Origin of the sequence: Campylobacter concisus, from assembly GCF_002914005.1 — a bacterium.
GTDB classification, from domain to species: Bacteria; Campylobacterota; Campylobacteria; order Campylobacterales; family Campylobacteraceae; genus Campylobacter_A; species Campylobacter_A concisus_N.
In genome coordinates this window covers 15,983-29,472 of the sequence record NZ_POZU01000037.1, presented here as the reverse complement: position 1 = coordinate 29,472, position 13,490 = coordinate 15,983, and the positions used below count along the sequence as shown (strand labels likewise).

Genomic DNA, 13,490 nt, shown 5'->3' with positions numbered 1-13,490 from the left:
ATTTTTAAAAACATTGCAATGAATATGAAAACAAAATGTTATAACATCAAGATGAGCGAAACGAGTCTGAAAAAATTTATGCTAGTCTAAAAAACTTTAATCAATTTATCAAAAGAAATCACTTTTTAAAATATGAGATTAGAAAATTTCAAAATAAGATATCTCACTTTTATGAGACACTTTCGATTTGCCAAAGTGAGCAACAAAATTTAAAAAAAGAGATTAAAAATAGTACTCATGAGGCAAATGTTTTTAGAACAATGGCCAATGAATATGCCTGCAGAATCGATGATATTTATACATTTATACAAAGTATAAAAAACGACAAAATCAATCAAAACATTTACATTTTGACAATGATATCAGCTGTAATGCTGCCACTAAATCTGATAACTGGCTTTTTTGGTATGAATACACAAGGCTTACCATTTAATGAAACTAAAAATGCTACCATAATAGTTGTATCAATAATGCTTGGAGTAATTCTTTGTTGTGTTATTTTTTTATTTTGGTATACAAATAAGAAGAAGTAGAAAATAAATAAATTTAGTATATAAGGTATCTGAAACTTTATACAGAAATTTTTTATATATTTTAAATTTTTATAGCCTAGAGGTAAAAACAATAAAAATAAATAGATATTTTAATATTAAAAAACAAAAAAATTAAAAAAATTAAATTTAAAAATAAGATTAAAAGTCCTGAATAGACTTCAAGACAGATAGTAGAATTATTTTCTAAGTTCGCGGATTTTAGCAGCTTTACCACGAAGGTCACGTAGATAGAATAATTTAGCTCTTCTAATACGACCTTTTCTAAGAACTTTTATCTCTTCGATTGAGTCACTAAAGATTGGAAAAATTCTCTCAACACCAACACTGTTAGCACCAATTTTTCTAATGATAAATGTTTCGCCGGTACCGCTACCACGTCTAGCTATACAAATACCTTCAAAATTTTGAATTCTAGTTTTATCGCCTTCGTGAATACGAGTAGCAACACGCAATGTATCTCCTGCACGGAAGTCAGGAATATTTTTACTAGCAATTTGAGCATTTTCAAATGCTTCAATGTATTTATTTCTCATGTTTTTCCTTATTTATGTGGCTTAAGCTTTTGATATAAATCAGGGCGAAAGAACCTTGTTTTGCAGTGAGCCATCTTATTTTTTAAAGTGTGGATTTTAACATGGTTACCCTTTAAAAACTCTGAAACCACAAAGATCGATCTAAAATTATCAGGCTTTGTAAAAGATGGGGCTTCAAGTAAATTATCCTCAAAACTCTCAACTTCAAGGCTCATATCGTTTCCTAAAACTCCAAGTATATTTCTTGATATTGCATCACTCATACAAAGCGCAGGAAGCTCTCCACCAGTTAAAACAAAATCGCCTATGCAAAAAACTTCGTCCGCCCAAAGCTCAACAACTCGTTCATCAAGGCCTTCATATCTACTACAAACAAAACAAATATGATCTTTTTTAGAGAGCCTCTTTGCGTCATTTTGATTAAATTTTTTACCAGCTGGCGTTAAAAATATCACATGAGTATTTTTATCTTTTTCTTTTAGAAATTTGATCGACTCATCCAAAGGCTGTGGAAACATCAAAAGCCCTGCTCCACCTCCGATCATATAATCATCAACTTTATTGTGTTTATCGTTGGTAAAATTTCTTGGATTTATGAAATCAATTTCTATAAATTTATTATTAATCGCACGTTTTAAAATAGAATCACAAAAGTAAGGTTTGACTAAACTTTCAAAAAGTGTAATAAAGGTAAATTTCATGAATTTTCTAAGATGTCTTTAGCGCCTTTTACCAAAATCTCTCCACTATCCAAATTTACGCTTTCGATAAAACGCTCCAAATATGGAATGTAGAAATTCTTTGGTTTGCCAGCTGTAATAAACTCTTCATCTGTTTTTATATATAAAAGTGAATTTGCAAAATTATCTTGGATATCTTCTACGATACCTAAAATTTCGCCATTTTCTACAACTTTTAATCCAATAATATCAAACTGAAAAAATTCATCTTTTTTTAGTTTGCAGTTTTTTCTAGTGAGCTCTTTTGTGGTATAAATAGTTTTGTTTACAAGTGTTTTAGCAAGGTCTAAATCATCAAAATTTTCAAACAGAACCAGCTCTTTTTGTCTGTTGTAGTCTTTTATGATGAGCTGATCATTTTTTTTATCAAAAAAGGTTGCGCCTTTTTTATACTGTTCTGGAAAGTCGCTCTTGTTGTGAAGTTTTAAATAACCCCTTAAACCAACACATCTTCCAATAGTAGCGACTTCAACAATATCACTATTCAATAGCTTTTACCGTTACCCTATAGCTTGTATTATCTTTGGCTTTGCAACCAATAATAACGGTCTTTATAGCATTTATCATTTTACCGTCTTTACCGATAAGTTTTCCAGTATCAATCTTGTCAGCATTTATGATAATTTCAATAAAATTTTCACCAAGCTCTTGACGCTCAATAGTCACCTTTTCAGGAAAATCAGCTATCAGCTTGGCGTATTCGTATAAAAAATTTTCAACCATTATTTTGTAATTTGTGCAACTCTGTCGCTAAGTTTAGCACCGACGCTTTTCCAGTAGTCTAATCTCTCTTTGTTGAAATTTATAACATTTGGCTCAACCATAGGGTTGTAATAACCAATGCTCTCTATCCAACCGCTGTCGCGTCTTTTTCTGCTATCTGTAACAACTATACGATAAAAAGGTCTTTTTTTGCGTCCCATTCTTGTTAGTCTTACTACTGTTGCCATATTATATTTCTCCTCTTATTTTTAAATAAAGCTTAAATTTAGATAACAAATATCCAAATTTAAACCCTTTTATCAAACAGGTCTTTTTAAATTTGCTTGAGAAAGCATATTTGCGAGTCCTTTTGCTCCACCTTTTCCTGAAAATTTCTTAGCAAGTTTTGAGGCATTTTCAAACTGCTTTAAAAATCGATTTACCTCTATCTGAGAAAGTCCAGAACCAGCCGCTAAACGTCTTTTTCTACTATTATTCAAAAGTTCAGGATTTTCACGCTCTTTTTGCGTCATAGAGTTTATCATAGCCTTAATATGTAAAATTTCTTTTGAATTATCAAGATCTATATCTTTTATCTGATTTGCTATGTTTGAAAGCCCAGGTATCATCCCCATCAAAGACTTCATACTGCCAAGCTTTTTAACACTTTCCATTTGATCTAAAAAGTCATTAAAGTTAAACTGACCTTTTTTTATCTTTTGATTTAGACGTTTTGCCTCTTTTTCATCAATAATAGTCGATGTCTTCTCGACCAAAGTAGCTAGGTCGCCCTCACCCATTATACGGCTTACGATACGGTCTGGTATAAAGCTCTCGATATCGGCTACTTTCTCGCCAATACCGACAAATCTAAGTGGGATATTTAGCTGTTTAGCGATACTGATAGCTACGCCGCCCTTTGAGTCAGAATCAAATTTAGAAAGGATAACTCCAGAAATTCCTAAAATTTCATTAAAACTTGTAGCTGTTTTTACAGCATCTTGTCCGCTCATAGCGTCAGCTACATAGAAAATTTCATGTGGATTTATAGCATTTTTTACATCTTTTATCTCTTGCATCAACTTTTCATCGATCGCAAGACGACCAGCGGTATCCACCAAAAGCACATCATAAAGGCCACTTTTTGCTTTTTCTAGTGCTTCTTTTGCTACTTTTATAGGATTATTTTCATTTTCTATAAAGAAAAGATCGATCTCATTTGCAACGCAGAGCTGTCTTAGCTGCTCAACTGCTGCTAATCTTTGCAAGTCACAAGCCGCAACTAAAACTTTTTTCTTTCTTAATTTTAGATAGTTTGCAAGCTTGATAGTTGTCGTTGTTTTACCACTACCTTGCAAACCAGCCATCAAAACAATGGTCGGTGCAACTGATGCATAGACAAAGCCTTGATTGCCAGGAGCTGTTAAGATAGTCGTTAAATTTGACTTGATCGCATCCAAGAAATTCTTTTGACCAACACCAGTTTGCTTTAGTTCGCTTTCGATAGACGCGAGCAGATCTTTGGTGACTTTATGGTGAACATCAGCTTTTAAAAGAGCTTTTTTGAGCACGTCAAGTGCGTTTTTTAGAGCTTTTTCGTCATCTACAAAACGTATCTTGCTAACAGCCAATCTAAAAGACTCGCTAATTTGTTCGAACACTAATCACCTTTCTAAGTTGTTATTAAAGGGCGTATATTACTAAATAATTTCTTTATTGCTCTTTAAATTTCAAATTTATTAGATAACTCAAATCCAAGAGTATTAAATTCTTTTGGGATCGGTGCTTTAAATTTATAATTTAAAAGAGCGATAGAATAGGCATGCAAGAACATTCTATTTGCCCTATTTTTGCCGTATTTCTCATCGCCAACGATAGGTAAATTTAAGCTAGCTAGATGCACTCTTATCTGGTGTGTCCTGCCTGTTTTTATGGCAACTTTTACCAGCGTTTTTTTGCCAACAACCATGAGAGGTAAAATTTCACTGATTGCCTCTTTGCCATCTTTTGATATCTTTGAAAAAGCGCCATTTTTATTTTTTATCGTTAAGATCGGCTCATTTACGACCACTTCCTCGCTCATGATACCTCTAACTACGGCCACATAATTTTTCTCAACCTTCATCTTTTTAAACTCATTTATAGCAAGCGCTGCGAATTCATCATTTTTCACAAGAAGTAACACACCACTTGTATCCTTATCGAGCCTATGAAGGAGTGGGAATTTATAAATTTGACTGATTTTTTCGCTAGTTATAGCAGCAGGCTTGTTTATGGCTATTAAATTTTCATCTTCAAATATAACGCTTGGCCTTGGCATCTCTTCAACGCTAAATTTAGTATTTTCACTCATCAAGGCACGAGCGATCATCACCTTTTGCCCCTTAGCATAGACTAGACCACTATCTATTAGCTCCTTTGCCTCGTTATTTGAGATATTTTTTTGCTTAGCTAAAATTTTATATGCTTTTTCTTCACTCATAAAGTGCTCCTTATATCTTCTATGATCGCATCAGCACTGGCCTGCACGGCGATCTTGCTCTTTTTAGCGTCACTATCTATTATGCCGCCGATCTCGCTAGCTTTTACGATGTAGATGTTTTCAACTAGGCTAAATAATGCCTTTTGGTTAAATATAAACTCGCCACTTATTATCACTGGGTTAAACTGTGCGCACTCGATTGGATTATGCCCACCGATATTTGGCAAAAAACTGCCTCCAAGCACAACTATATCGCTAATGGCATAGATATTTACAAGCTCGCCTAAAGTGTCAAGCAAATTTACTTTAGCTTCAAATTTATGCGTCTTGCTAAATTTCGCAAAGCTAAAGTCATGCTTTTTAGCATAGTTGGCTGCAATCTTTTCAACCTCTGCAAACCTCTCAGGATGTCGTGGCGCGATGATTAAAAGATCGTTTTCTCTTAAATCTAAATTATCTAAAATCATCTCTTCTTCGCCTGTATGCGTGCTTGCTAGCACGATCACTCTAGCTTTTGGCTTTTCATAAATTTTACTCATGCTTGGCAAAAACGCAGCTTTTATGTTGCCAACGACCTCTATTTTGCCTGCTCCAAGCGACTTTAGCCTCTCTTTATCAAGCTCACTTTGGGCATAAATTTTGTCTATAAATTTAAAAAGATATCTATAGAAAAAGCCAAATTTCAAGTAGCTTTTGTAGCTTCTGTCTGAAATTCTCGCATTTATTAATATTACACGGCTGCCTTTTAGCTTTGCCATGAAAACTAGCATAAGCCAAAGCTCAGCCTCAAAAATGACTAAAATTTTGCTCTTTTTTAGCCAAAACGGCAAAAAAATTTCAAACGGTAAAAATCTCGCGTTAGAGCAAATTTTACTTGCCGCTTCAAAGCCAGTATTTGTCACCACACTTATGGCTTTGCTATCAAATTTTTGCATCAAAGGTTTAAGTGCTTGCACTTCACCAAACGAACAAGCGTGAAAATGCACATCTGCATCTTGAAATTTAGGATTATTAAATAGAAAAAAACGTGCTGGGATCGATCTGTGATACTTTTTTTTAAAACTTAAGATGAGTAGAAAGATAGCCCCAAATAGATAGAGTATTGAGGCTAGAAAGTAATATATTATTATCACGAAATGTGTTATTGCTCTTGTTTATACAAAATTCTGCCACAATGCGGACATGTAACGATATCTTCGCCCTTGATAACAGCAGAGAAAGTTTTGTCATTTATCTGCATAAAGCAACCATAACAAGCTTGTTTTTTTACAGGAACAACAGCTGTGTTATGAGCCCATTTTCTAATTTTTTCATAAAATGCGAGAATTTTTTGATTCATAGTGGCGATAAGCTTGTCTTTTTTGGCATAAACTTCTTCACGTTCTTTCCCAATATTTTCAAGTTCAGATGAAGTTTTGCTTTTTATATTTTTTAAATTCTCTTCAAGTTCAGCTTTTTTTGCACCAAGCTCATCTTTTTGACTATTTTTACTATCTATTAGCTTCTCAAGTCTAGCAATCTCTTCATTTGCAGCCTCAAGTTGCTCTTTTGCAATATCTTCTTCAAGACTTAGAGCTTTTATCTCCTTTTCACTTTTTGCGCTTGAGCTTTTTTTAGCCACATCTTTTATCTTAGCACTAAACTCGGCTATATGAGCATTTGTTCCTGATTTTTGAGATTTTAGGTCATTTACCTCTTCATCTAGTCTTTCTATATTAACCGTTATGTTTTCGCACTCTTCTTCTATATTTTTATAAGCCTTTTCTATGTCTTGAATGCGTGGTATAAAGCCATCTATTTGTTTATCAAGATCAGATAATTCAACTAATTGTTGTAAGTATTTATTCATAATGTTTCCTTTTTTGTTAGCAATATGTAAATGGATTTTTAGAATTGCGTATTATAACTTCAATTTTCAGATTTTGCAAATATTTTGCTAAAAAATCACCAAAATAACGTTCACTTTCATAGTGATTTATATCGATTAAATTTAGCCCATTTTCCTTTGCATAAAGAGCTTGATGATACTTTAGATCACCCGTTAAAAAGACATCTGCTTTGACATCTTGGATGAGATCTCCGCCACTTCCAGTGCAGATACAAATTTTAGAAATTTTATCTTTTGCATGAACCACTCTTAAATTTTCTAGCCCAAGCTTCTCTTTTACAAATTTGCAAAGCTCATTAAATTTCATCTTCACATCAGCGTAGATCAAAAAGCCCTCTTTGCTTGAAATTTCAAGCCCCAAAACCTGCGTTACAAATTTTTCATTTAAAAATGCAAGGTCAGCATTTGTGTGAAGCGAGATGAGCGAGATATTTTTTATCATCATCTCCCTTATGAGTGAGCTTGGATAAAGGCTGTAGTCTAGGCTTTTTAGCCCCTTAAAAATGAGCGGATGGTGAGTGATGATGAGCGAATTTGGCAAGACATTTTGCAAAAGTTCGCTATCCAAATCAAGACTTAGATAAATTCGCTCAAATTCGCTATCAAATGAGCCAACTTGAAGGCCACTATTATCCCAAGACTCTTGGCTCGCAAACGGGCAAATTTCATCTAGAATTTTATAAATTTCAGCTATTTTCATAAAATTTTACTTTTGCTCTAGGCTCTCTTTATAAGTTAGCGCACACTCTTTTGCAAGCTCTCGAATTTTTAGGATGTAGTCTTGCCTTTGCGTTACACTAATCGCTCCGCGCGCATCAAGGACGTTAAATGTATGAGCTGCAAGCATGCAATAATCATACGCAGGGAGCGAAATTTTAGCCTCCAAGCAGCGTTTGCACTCATTAAATGCGTTTTCAAACTGGTTAAAAAGCATATCAACATTTGCTACTTCAAAGTTATATTTACTCCACTCGTACTCACCTTGTTTGTGAACGTCGGCGTAGGTTACGATATTGCCACCCCTATCGTCCCAAACGATGTCATAGACGCTATTTACATCTTGTAGATACATAGCCAAGCGCTCAAGTCCGTATGTTATCTCACCAGAAATCAACTCGCATGCGATGCCACCTACTTGTTGAAAATACGTAAACTGCGTCACTTCCATACCATCTAGCCAGACCTCCCAGCCTAGCCCCCAAGCGCCCAGCGTTGGGCTTTCCCAGTTATCCTCGACAAAGCGGATGTCATGATTTTTCAAATTTAACCCAAGCTTTTCAAGGCTTTTTAGATAAAGCTCTTGGATATTTTCCGGACTTGGTTTTATGAGTACTTGAAACTGATAATAAGCGCCTAGGCGGTTTGGATTTTCGCCGTATCTGCCATCAGTCGGACGGCGGCTTGGAGCTACGTATGCAGTCGCCCAGGGCTTTGGTCCAAGGCTTCTTAAAAAAGTCGCTTGATGATAAGTACCAGCACCAGCAGGCATGTCGTATGGCTGAAGTATAACGCAACCTTGCTCTTGCCAATAGTTTTGAAGGGTTAATATTATTTGTGAAAATGTCATTGCTTTCCTTTTAAAATTTTACTTTACATAGTGTATAACTGCACCAGGTCCTAGCGGTAGATCAAAAATGTACCAAAACGACATTAGCGCTGTCCAAGAAATTAAAAATGCAACCGTATAAGGAAGCATAATAGAAACTACTGATCCGATTTTTAAATCCTTATTGTATTTTTGCATAAAAGCTACTATCAAAACAAAAAATGGCATCAAAGGCGTTATGATATTTGTAGTAGAGTCGCCTATTCTAAAAGCAGCCTGTGTAAGCTCTGGCGAGAGTCCAAGATTCATAAACATTGGTACAAAAATCGGAGCCATCATCGCCCACTTTGCAGAATCAACAGCTATAAATAAATTTATAAAAGCGATCAAGAAGATAAAAACCATAATAAGGCTAAGTCCAGTTAACCCGATCTCTTTTAGAAAAATAGAACCTTTTATAGAAAGTACTAGCCCAATATTTGAGGTATTAAAAAGATATGTAAATTGGGCTGCAAAAAATATCAAAACCAAAAATCCTGATAGCTCAGAAATAGATTGTTCCATAAATTTTATGGCGTCATTACTGCTTTTTATACTCCTAGCACCTACACCGTAAGCTACGCCTACCACTATAAAAAGTAACATCATAAAAACAACAATAGAATGCATAAAAGTAGATTTCATAAAGCTTTCATTGCCTTTTGCTCCAAATAAAGAGCCTGAAGGCAAAATAGCCACAAGCAATAAAATCACAAAAACAATCAACGCTATTAGTGAAAATTTTAAGCCACGTTTTTGCTCTGCACTTATCTCGTTATGCTCTTGTAAGCTAAAATCACCTAAAAAATCAAATTTGCCAAGCCTAGGCTCTACGATTTTATCCGTTACAAACCAGCCAACAAATACGATCAAAAATGTTGAAGCGATCATAAAATACCAATTTGCAGTTGCTAGTACCACATAATCTGGATTTAACACGCTAGCTGCTTGCATAGAAAATGCCGCAAACATAGGGTCATTTGTACCGATTAATAAATTTGCCGACCAGCCACCGCTAACACCAGCAAAAGCAGCAGCTAGTCCAGCAATTGGATGGCGACCAAATCCAGCAAATAAAATAGCTCCAAGCGGAATTAGCACGACATAGCCAACCGAGGAAGCAATATTCGACATTACGCCAAGGAAAATAACGATTGGAGTTACCCATATTTTGGAAGATTTTAAGGCAATCTTTGTCATAAGTGCTGATAAAAGTCCAGACTTGTCTGCAATACCAATACCTAGAATAATTGCAAAGACTACTCCCAAAGGATAAAAATTAGTAAAATTTTTAAGCACAGACGAAACAAAAAATCTAAGACTATCGGCAGAAAGCAAATTTATAACATTTGCATTAAGCTGTGATATTTGTCCATCTTTGATAGCTTGATAGCTTACACCAACGCCCATCTTTTCTAACACAAACGATATTATTATCGTAATAATCGAAAGATATATAAAAAGCATAGTTGGATTCGGTAATTTGTTACCAAAATTTTCGATAAAACTTAAGATTGAACTATTATTTTTTTTATTCATTTTTCTAACCTAAAATAGATATAAAAATTTTTATCTCATCGCTGCCGTAAAACTCAAAATCCGTTTCGTAGGCTCTTTTTAGCTCACTACTTTCAAAATATTTCCAAATTTTACCCCAAAATTTTGCTACGTTTTGCGGCTCTCTTGCAAAACTAAAAACGGCATATTTGCCACTTTTTATCTCTAGAATTTCATCACTTTTGTGGCTTGATCTTGTGCCGATGAAGTTATCGTAATGTCCGTTAAGATCACTTTCGTAGTTGCAGTAAACGCTATAAATTTCACTCTTGCCATCGTAGTGCTCACTCATAAATTTAGACCATAGAGCTGGAATTTTACCCTTGACGCCTATCTCATCTTCATTTTTAGTACGAGTTTTTACTCCGTAAATTTCAAAGCTTTCCTCTAAATTTATAATCTTCATAAACTACTTTTGTCCGTTAAAATTTTCAACCGCTTGATTCCACATTAGCTTGTATTTTCGTTTTAAAAATTCAACTTCATCTTGTGAAATTTTAAGCTGTTTTGTAAGCGTCTCGACCGTTTTTCTATCTTCATCATAGAGTTCTTGCATAGAAATGAGCGCCTCTTTTAAAAATTTATTCTCATTTCTTAGGGTCTCAAGCGTCTCATCCTTTGCGTCAAGCACCTTTTCGTGCAAATTTAATATCGTTCCAATCGTCTTTTCAACAAAACTGATGCCATCTTGGCTTTGCGGCTGCAAGGATAAATTTTGCGAAACACTAGGCACCACGCTCATCGTTCCTTCGCTCGCTTCTATCAAAATTTCTCCATTTTCCTCTTTGGTTTTCAAAACGCCACGATTTATCATATCTTCGATAACTTCACGCTCCAAGTGCACAAGTTTGCAAAATTCATCAACACCAAGATAAGTCTGCACCACTTCTCCTTTTTACAGTATCACTTCAACCTTTGAAGAGTCTTCCTCTAAAGCCTTTATCTTCGCCTCTCTATCGGCTTTTAGAGCACTTGCCAGACTATCATCTTCAAGCGCTAAAATTTGCACTGCCAAATAGGCTGCATTTATCGCTCCAGCTTTTCCGATAGCTAAGGTTGCCACTGGCATACCACTTGGCATTTGCACAGTTGAGTAAAGTGCGTCAACGCCGCTTAGAGCTGAGCCAGCCATTGGTATGCCGATCACTGGTTTTGTTGTATTTGCTGCGATCGCTCCGGCTAAGTGGGCAGCCATACCAGCAGCTGCGATGAAGACTTTTGCGCCTTTTTTTTCTGCATTTGCGACATACTCGCTTGTTCTTTTTGGACTTCTGTGGGCTGAGCTGATTATCAGTTCATATTTTACGCTAAATTTTTCAAGAGTTTTTGCCGCCTCACTAACTATCTCATAGTCGCTCTTACTTCCCATTATAATAGAAACAAATTTCATATTTTCTCCCTCAAAAAGCTAAATTTTGGTAGCTTAACACCAAGACTTATCTCATTTTCATTGCCACTGTGAATTTCACTCATAACCTTACCTTTTTTGGTGATGAGCTGCTTAAATTTGATAAATTTCTTACCATCTTGTGAATAAACCTTTGAGATTTCATTTTCACTATCTTCTGTAATCGATCCAGTAGGAGCCACGATCTCGTAGCTATTGCCTGGAAAAATTTTATATTTACACTTAAAAAATTCTCCATCTTCGCTTATTGCATTTACCTGATGTGTGCCCTCTTCTAGGCTGCTAACGTGATTTTGTGTATCGGTTCGTTCATAAGGTCTATGCACCAAGTAGCCGTCCGTAAAGCCGCGATTTTTCAGCGTATTTATCTCATTTTCATAAATTTGTGCGTCAAATTTATCGTCCATGGCATCATCTATCGCCATTTTATAAGCTCTTGCTGTGCAAGCTGCGTAGTACTCGCTCTTTGTGCGACCTTCTATTTTTAAGCTATCTATCACGCCACTATCAACGATCTCTTTAATGTGAGAGATGAGGCAAAGATCTTTTGAGTTCATAATATGAGTGCCATTTTCATCCTCTTCTAAGCGGAAAAGCACGCCACTCTCTTCGTTTTTGGCATAGAGTTCATACTTAAACCTGCAGTCGTTGGCACAGCTGCCGCGATTTGACATACGCCCGCTTTGCACTGAGCTTACTAAGCACCTACCAGAATAAGCAAAGCACATTGAGCCATGTACAAAAATTTCGATATCAAGAGTTGGAATTTCTTCTTTTATCTTTATGACATCTTTTAAGTTCATCTCGCGTGCTACGACGATACGTTTTGCACCCATATCGTGATAAATTTTTGCATCAAGCACATTCATTACGTTTGCCTGAGTTGAGAGATGTATCTCGATATCAGGGGCAATAGCCTTTGCTAGACTCATAACGCCTGGAGTTGCGATTATAAAGGCGTCTGGCTTCATAGCCGAGATAGTCTCTAAATGGCGTTTAAGCGGCTCGATCTGAGAGTTAAAAGGAAAGGCATTTATGGTCGCATAAAATTTCTTTCCATTTGCATGTGTGTAGTCTATCGCCTCTTTGAATGTTTCAAGGTTAAATTCGCGCGCCGAACGAGTGCGAAGCGAAAAGCTAGCCACCGAGCCATAAACAGCGTCGGCTCCATACTCAAGGGCGATTTTAAGTTTTGTTAAATTTCCAGCTGGAGATAAAAGCTCAGGCCTTTTTAGCACTATTTTTTACCCAAACTTTCTATCAAGGCTTCGATATCGTCGTTGCTGACAAGATTTTCAGTCGTTGTATCACCAGCGATGTGAACAGCGGAGCTAACACGCTTATCATCGTCAATTTTACCTTCAAACAAGGTATTCATATATTTACTTAGCGCCCTCATAACGTTGATAACACGCTCGATCTTTTGCCTATGGATATCTTGATACTGCATCATATCCATAGCCATCATGATCTCATCTTGCCCCATTTGTAAATTTCCGATGATATTATCTATCGTGCCAAGAAGTGAGTTATTTTTCTCCAAAGCCTCGCTAAATGCGGCGATATTTGGAAATTTCTCACTTAGCGTCGTAAATAGCTCAATATTTGAGTTTATCGCATCTTTTAGGCTATTTGAGTCGCTCTCAGCCTCCATAAAAAAGTTATTTATCGTCTCAAGCTTGTCAAACATCTGAGTAGCTTTTTCTTCACTATCCCTAGTCACATCATCAAGCTGATGAACCATTTTGTGATCTTCTGTTGGTGGTGGTGGTGGCCAAACGCCATCTGCGCTCACTCTGTAGTTTTCTGCATTCTTTGAATTACTTTCTGATTTTGACTGTGGCTCATCTTTAGTATCGATTGCTTCTGCAACTTCTGTTACCTCGTCCGTATCCTCTTTGACGTCCGCAACCTCTTGGCCAGCATCTTCTTTAGCATTATCTAACTCATCATCTAGCCCACCTGCCATAAGTGCGTCAAGTTCCTCTTGGGTCATAAAAGCTCCTAATAAAATTTGGCTTGATTATATAGGATTTAAATA

Annotated in this window: 18 protein-coding genes; 1 reads left to right on the top strand and 17 read right to left on the bottom strand. The window is 35.9% G+C overall.

Annotated features, from left to right (window positions below):
- Positions 1–74 precede the first annotated feature (74 nt).
- Positions 75–533: a CorA family divalent cation transporter gene (locus tag CYP54_RS04130; protein WP_345968871.1), complete on the top strand. Its 459-nt coding sequence runs from the start codon at positions 75–77 to the stop codon at positions 531–533.
- 197 nt (positions 534–730) lie between these two features.
- Here the strand turns inward: CYP54_RS04130 and rplS are convergent, their stop codons facing one another.
- The 17 genes from rplS to CYP54_RS04045 form a co-directional block, all read right to left on the bottom strand.
- The gene (rplS, locus tag CYP54_RS04125; RefSeq protein WP_103580335.1) at positions 731–1,087 is read right to left on the bottom strand and encodes a 50S ribosomal protein L19; all 357 of its coding nucleotides are present in this window, start codon (positions 1,085–1,087) and stop codon (positions 731–733) included.
- A gap of 8 nt (positions 1,088–1,095) precedes the next feature.
- Positions 1,096–1,788 carry a tRNA (guanosine(37)-N1)-methyltransferase TrmD gene (gene trmD / locus CYP54_RS04120; RefSeq protein WP_103604300.1) on the bottom strand — a complete coding sequence of 231 codons (693 nt, stop codon included), beginning with the start codon at positions 1,786–1,788 and terminating at the stop codon, positions 1,096–1,098.
- Entirely contained in the window at positions 1,785–2,315 is a 531-nt protein-coding gene (rimM, locus tag CYP54_RS04115) for a ribosome maturation factor RimM (RefSeq protein ID WP_103604299.1), read from the bottom strand. Before rimM ends, trmD begins: the two co-directional genes overlap by 4 nt.
- Entirely contained in the window at positions 2,308–2,550 is a 243-nt protein-coding gene (locus CYP54_RS04110; protein ID WP_103604298.1) for a KH domain-containing protein, read from the bottom strand. The genes rimM and CYP54_RS04110 overlap by 8 nt, the downstream gene beginning before the upstream one ends.
- The gene (rpsP, locus tag CYP54_RS04105; protein ID WP_009293992.1) at positions 2,550–2,777 is read right to left on the bottom strand and encodes a 30S ribosomal protein S16; all 228 of its coding nucleotides are present in this window, start codon (positions 2,775–2,777) and stop codon (positions 2,550–2,552) included. Before rpsP ends, CYP54_RS04110 begins: the two co-directional genes overlap by 1 nt.
- Before the next feature lie 72 nt (positions 2,778–2,849).
- A complete protein-coding gene (gene ffh / locus CYP54_RS04100) occupies positions 2,850–4,190 on the bottom strand; it encodes a signal recognition particle protein (RefSeq protein ID WP_103604297.1) in 1,341 nt (446 codons plus the stop codon).
- A gap of 62 nt (positions 4,191–4,252) precedes the next feature.
- Positions 4,253–5,011 (bottom strand): RluA family pseudouridine synthase, encoded by a 759-nt coding sequence (locus tag CYP54_RS04095; protein WP_103604296.1) that lies wholly within the window; start codon positions 5,009–5,011, stop codon positions 4,253–4,255.
- Positions 5,008–6,144, bottom strand: coding sequence for a lipid IV(A) 3-deoxy-D-manno-octulosonic acid transferase (gene waaA, locus CYP54_RS04090; RefSeq protein WP_103604295.1), 1,137 nt, complete (start codon positions 6,142–6,144; stop codon positions 5,008–5,010). Before waaA ends, CYP54_RS04095 begins: the two co-directional genes overlap by 4 nt.
- A gap of 8 nt (positions 6,145–6,152) precedes the next feature.
- A complete protein-coding gene (locus CYP54_RS04085; RefSeq protein WP_087576996.1) occupies positions 6,153–6,860 on the bottom strand; it encodes a zinc ribbon domain-containing protein in 708 nt (235 codons plus the stop codon).
- A 16-nt stretch (positions 6,861–6,876) separates the two neighbouring features.
- Positions 6,877–7,599, bottom strand: coding sequence for a Nif3-like dinuclear metal center hexameric protein (locus tag CYP54_RS04080; RefSeq protein ID WP_087576995.1), 723 nt, complete (start codon positions 7,597–7,599; stop codon positions 6,877–6,879).
- Between the two features lie 6 nt (positions 7,600–7,605).
- Positions 7,606–8,466, bottom strand: a complete 861-nt coding sequence (gene glyQ / locus CYP54_RS04075) for a glycine--tRNA ligase subunit alpha (protein WP_087576994.1) — start codon at positions 8,464–8,466, stop codon at positions 7,606–7,608.
- A gap of 18 nt (positions 8,467–8,484) precedes the next feature.
- The gene (locus tag CYP54_RS04070; RefSeq protein WP_103604294.1) at positions 8,485–10,023 is read right to left on the bottom strand and encodes an AbgT family transporter; all 1,539 of its coding nucleotides are present in this window, start codon (positions 10,021–10,023) and stop codon (positions 8,485–8,487) included.
- Positions 10,024–10,027: 4 nt separating this feature from the next.
- Entirely contained in the window at positions 10,028–10,447 is a 420-nt protein-coding gene (locus tag CYP54_RS04065; protein WP_103604293.1) for a GyrI-like domain-containing protein, read from the bottom strand.
- Positions 10,448–10,450: 3 nt separating this feature from the next.
- Entirely contained in the window at positions 10,451–10,924 is a 474-nt protein-coding gene (locus tag CYP54_RS04060) for a DUF3972 domain-containing protein (protein WP_084108020.1), read from the bottom strand.
- Positions 10,925–10,936: 12 nt separating this feature from the next.
- Complete coding sequence (gene purE, locus CYP54_RS04055; protein WP_103604292.1) at positions 10,937–11,431, bottom strand: 5-(carboxyamino)imidazole ribonucleotide mutase; 495 nt, start codon at positions 11,429–11,431, stop codon at positions 10,937–10,939.
- Positions 11,428–12,687 (bottom strand): peptidase U32 family protein, encoded by a 1,260-nt coding sequence (locus tag CYP54_RS04050; RefSeq protein WP_103604291.1) that lies wholly within the window; start codon positions 12,685–12,687, stop codon positions 11,428–11,430. Before CYP54_RS04050 ends, purE begins: the two co-directional genes overlap by 4 nt.
- A complete protein-coding gene (locus CYP54_RS04045; RefSeq protein WP_103604290.1) occupies positions 12,687–13,445 on the bottom strand; it encodes a chemotaxis protein in 759 nt (252 codons plus the stop codon). The genes CYP54_RS04050 and CYP54_RS04045 overlap by 1 nt, the downstream gene beginning before the upstream one ends.
- Positions 13,446–13,490 lie beyond the last annotated feature (45 nt).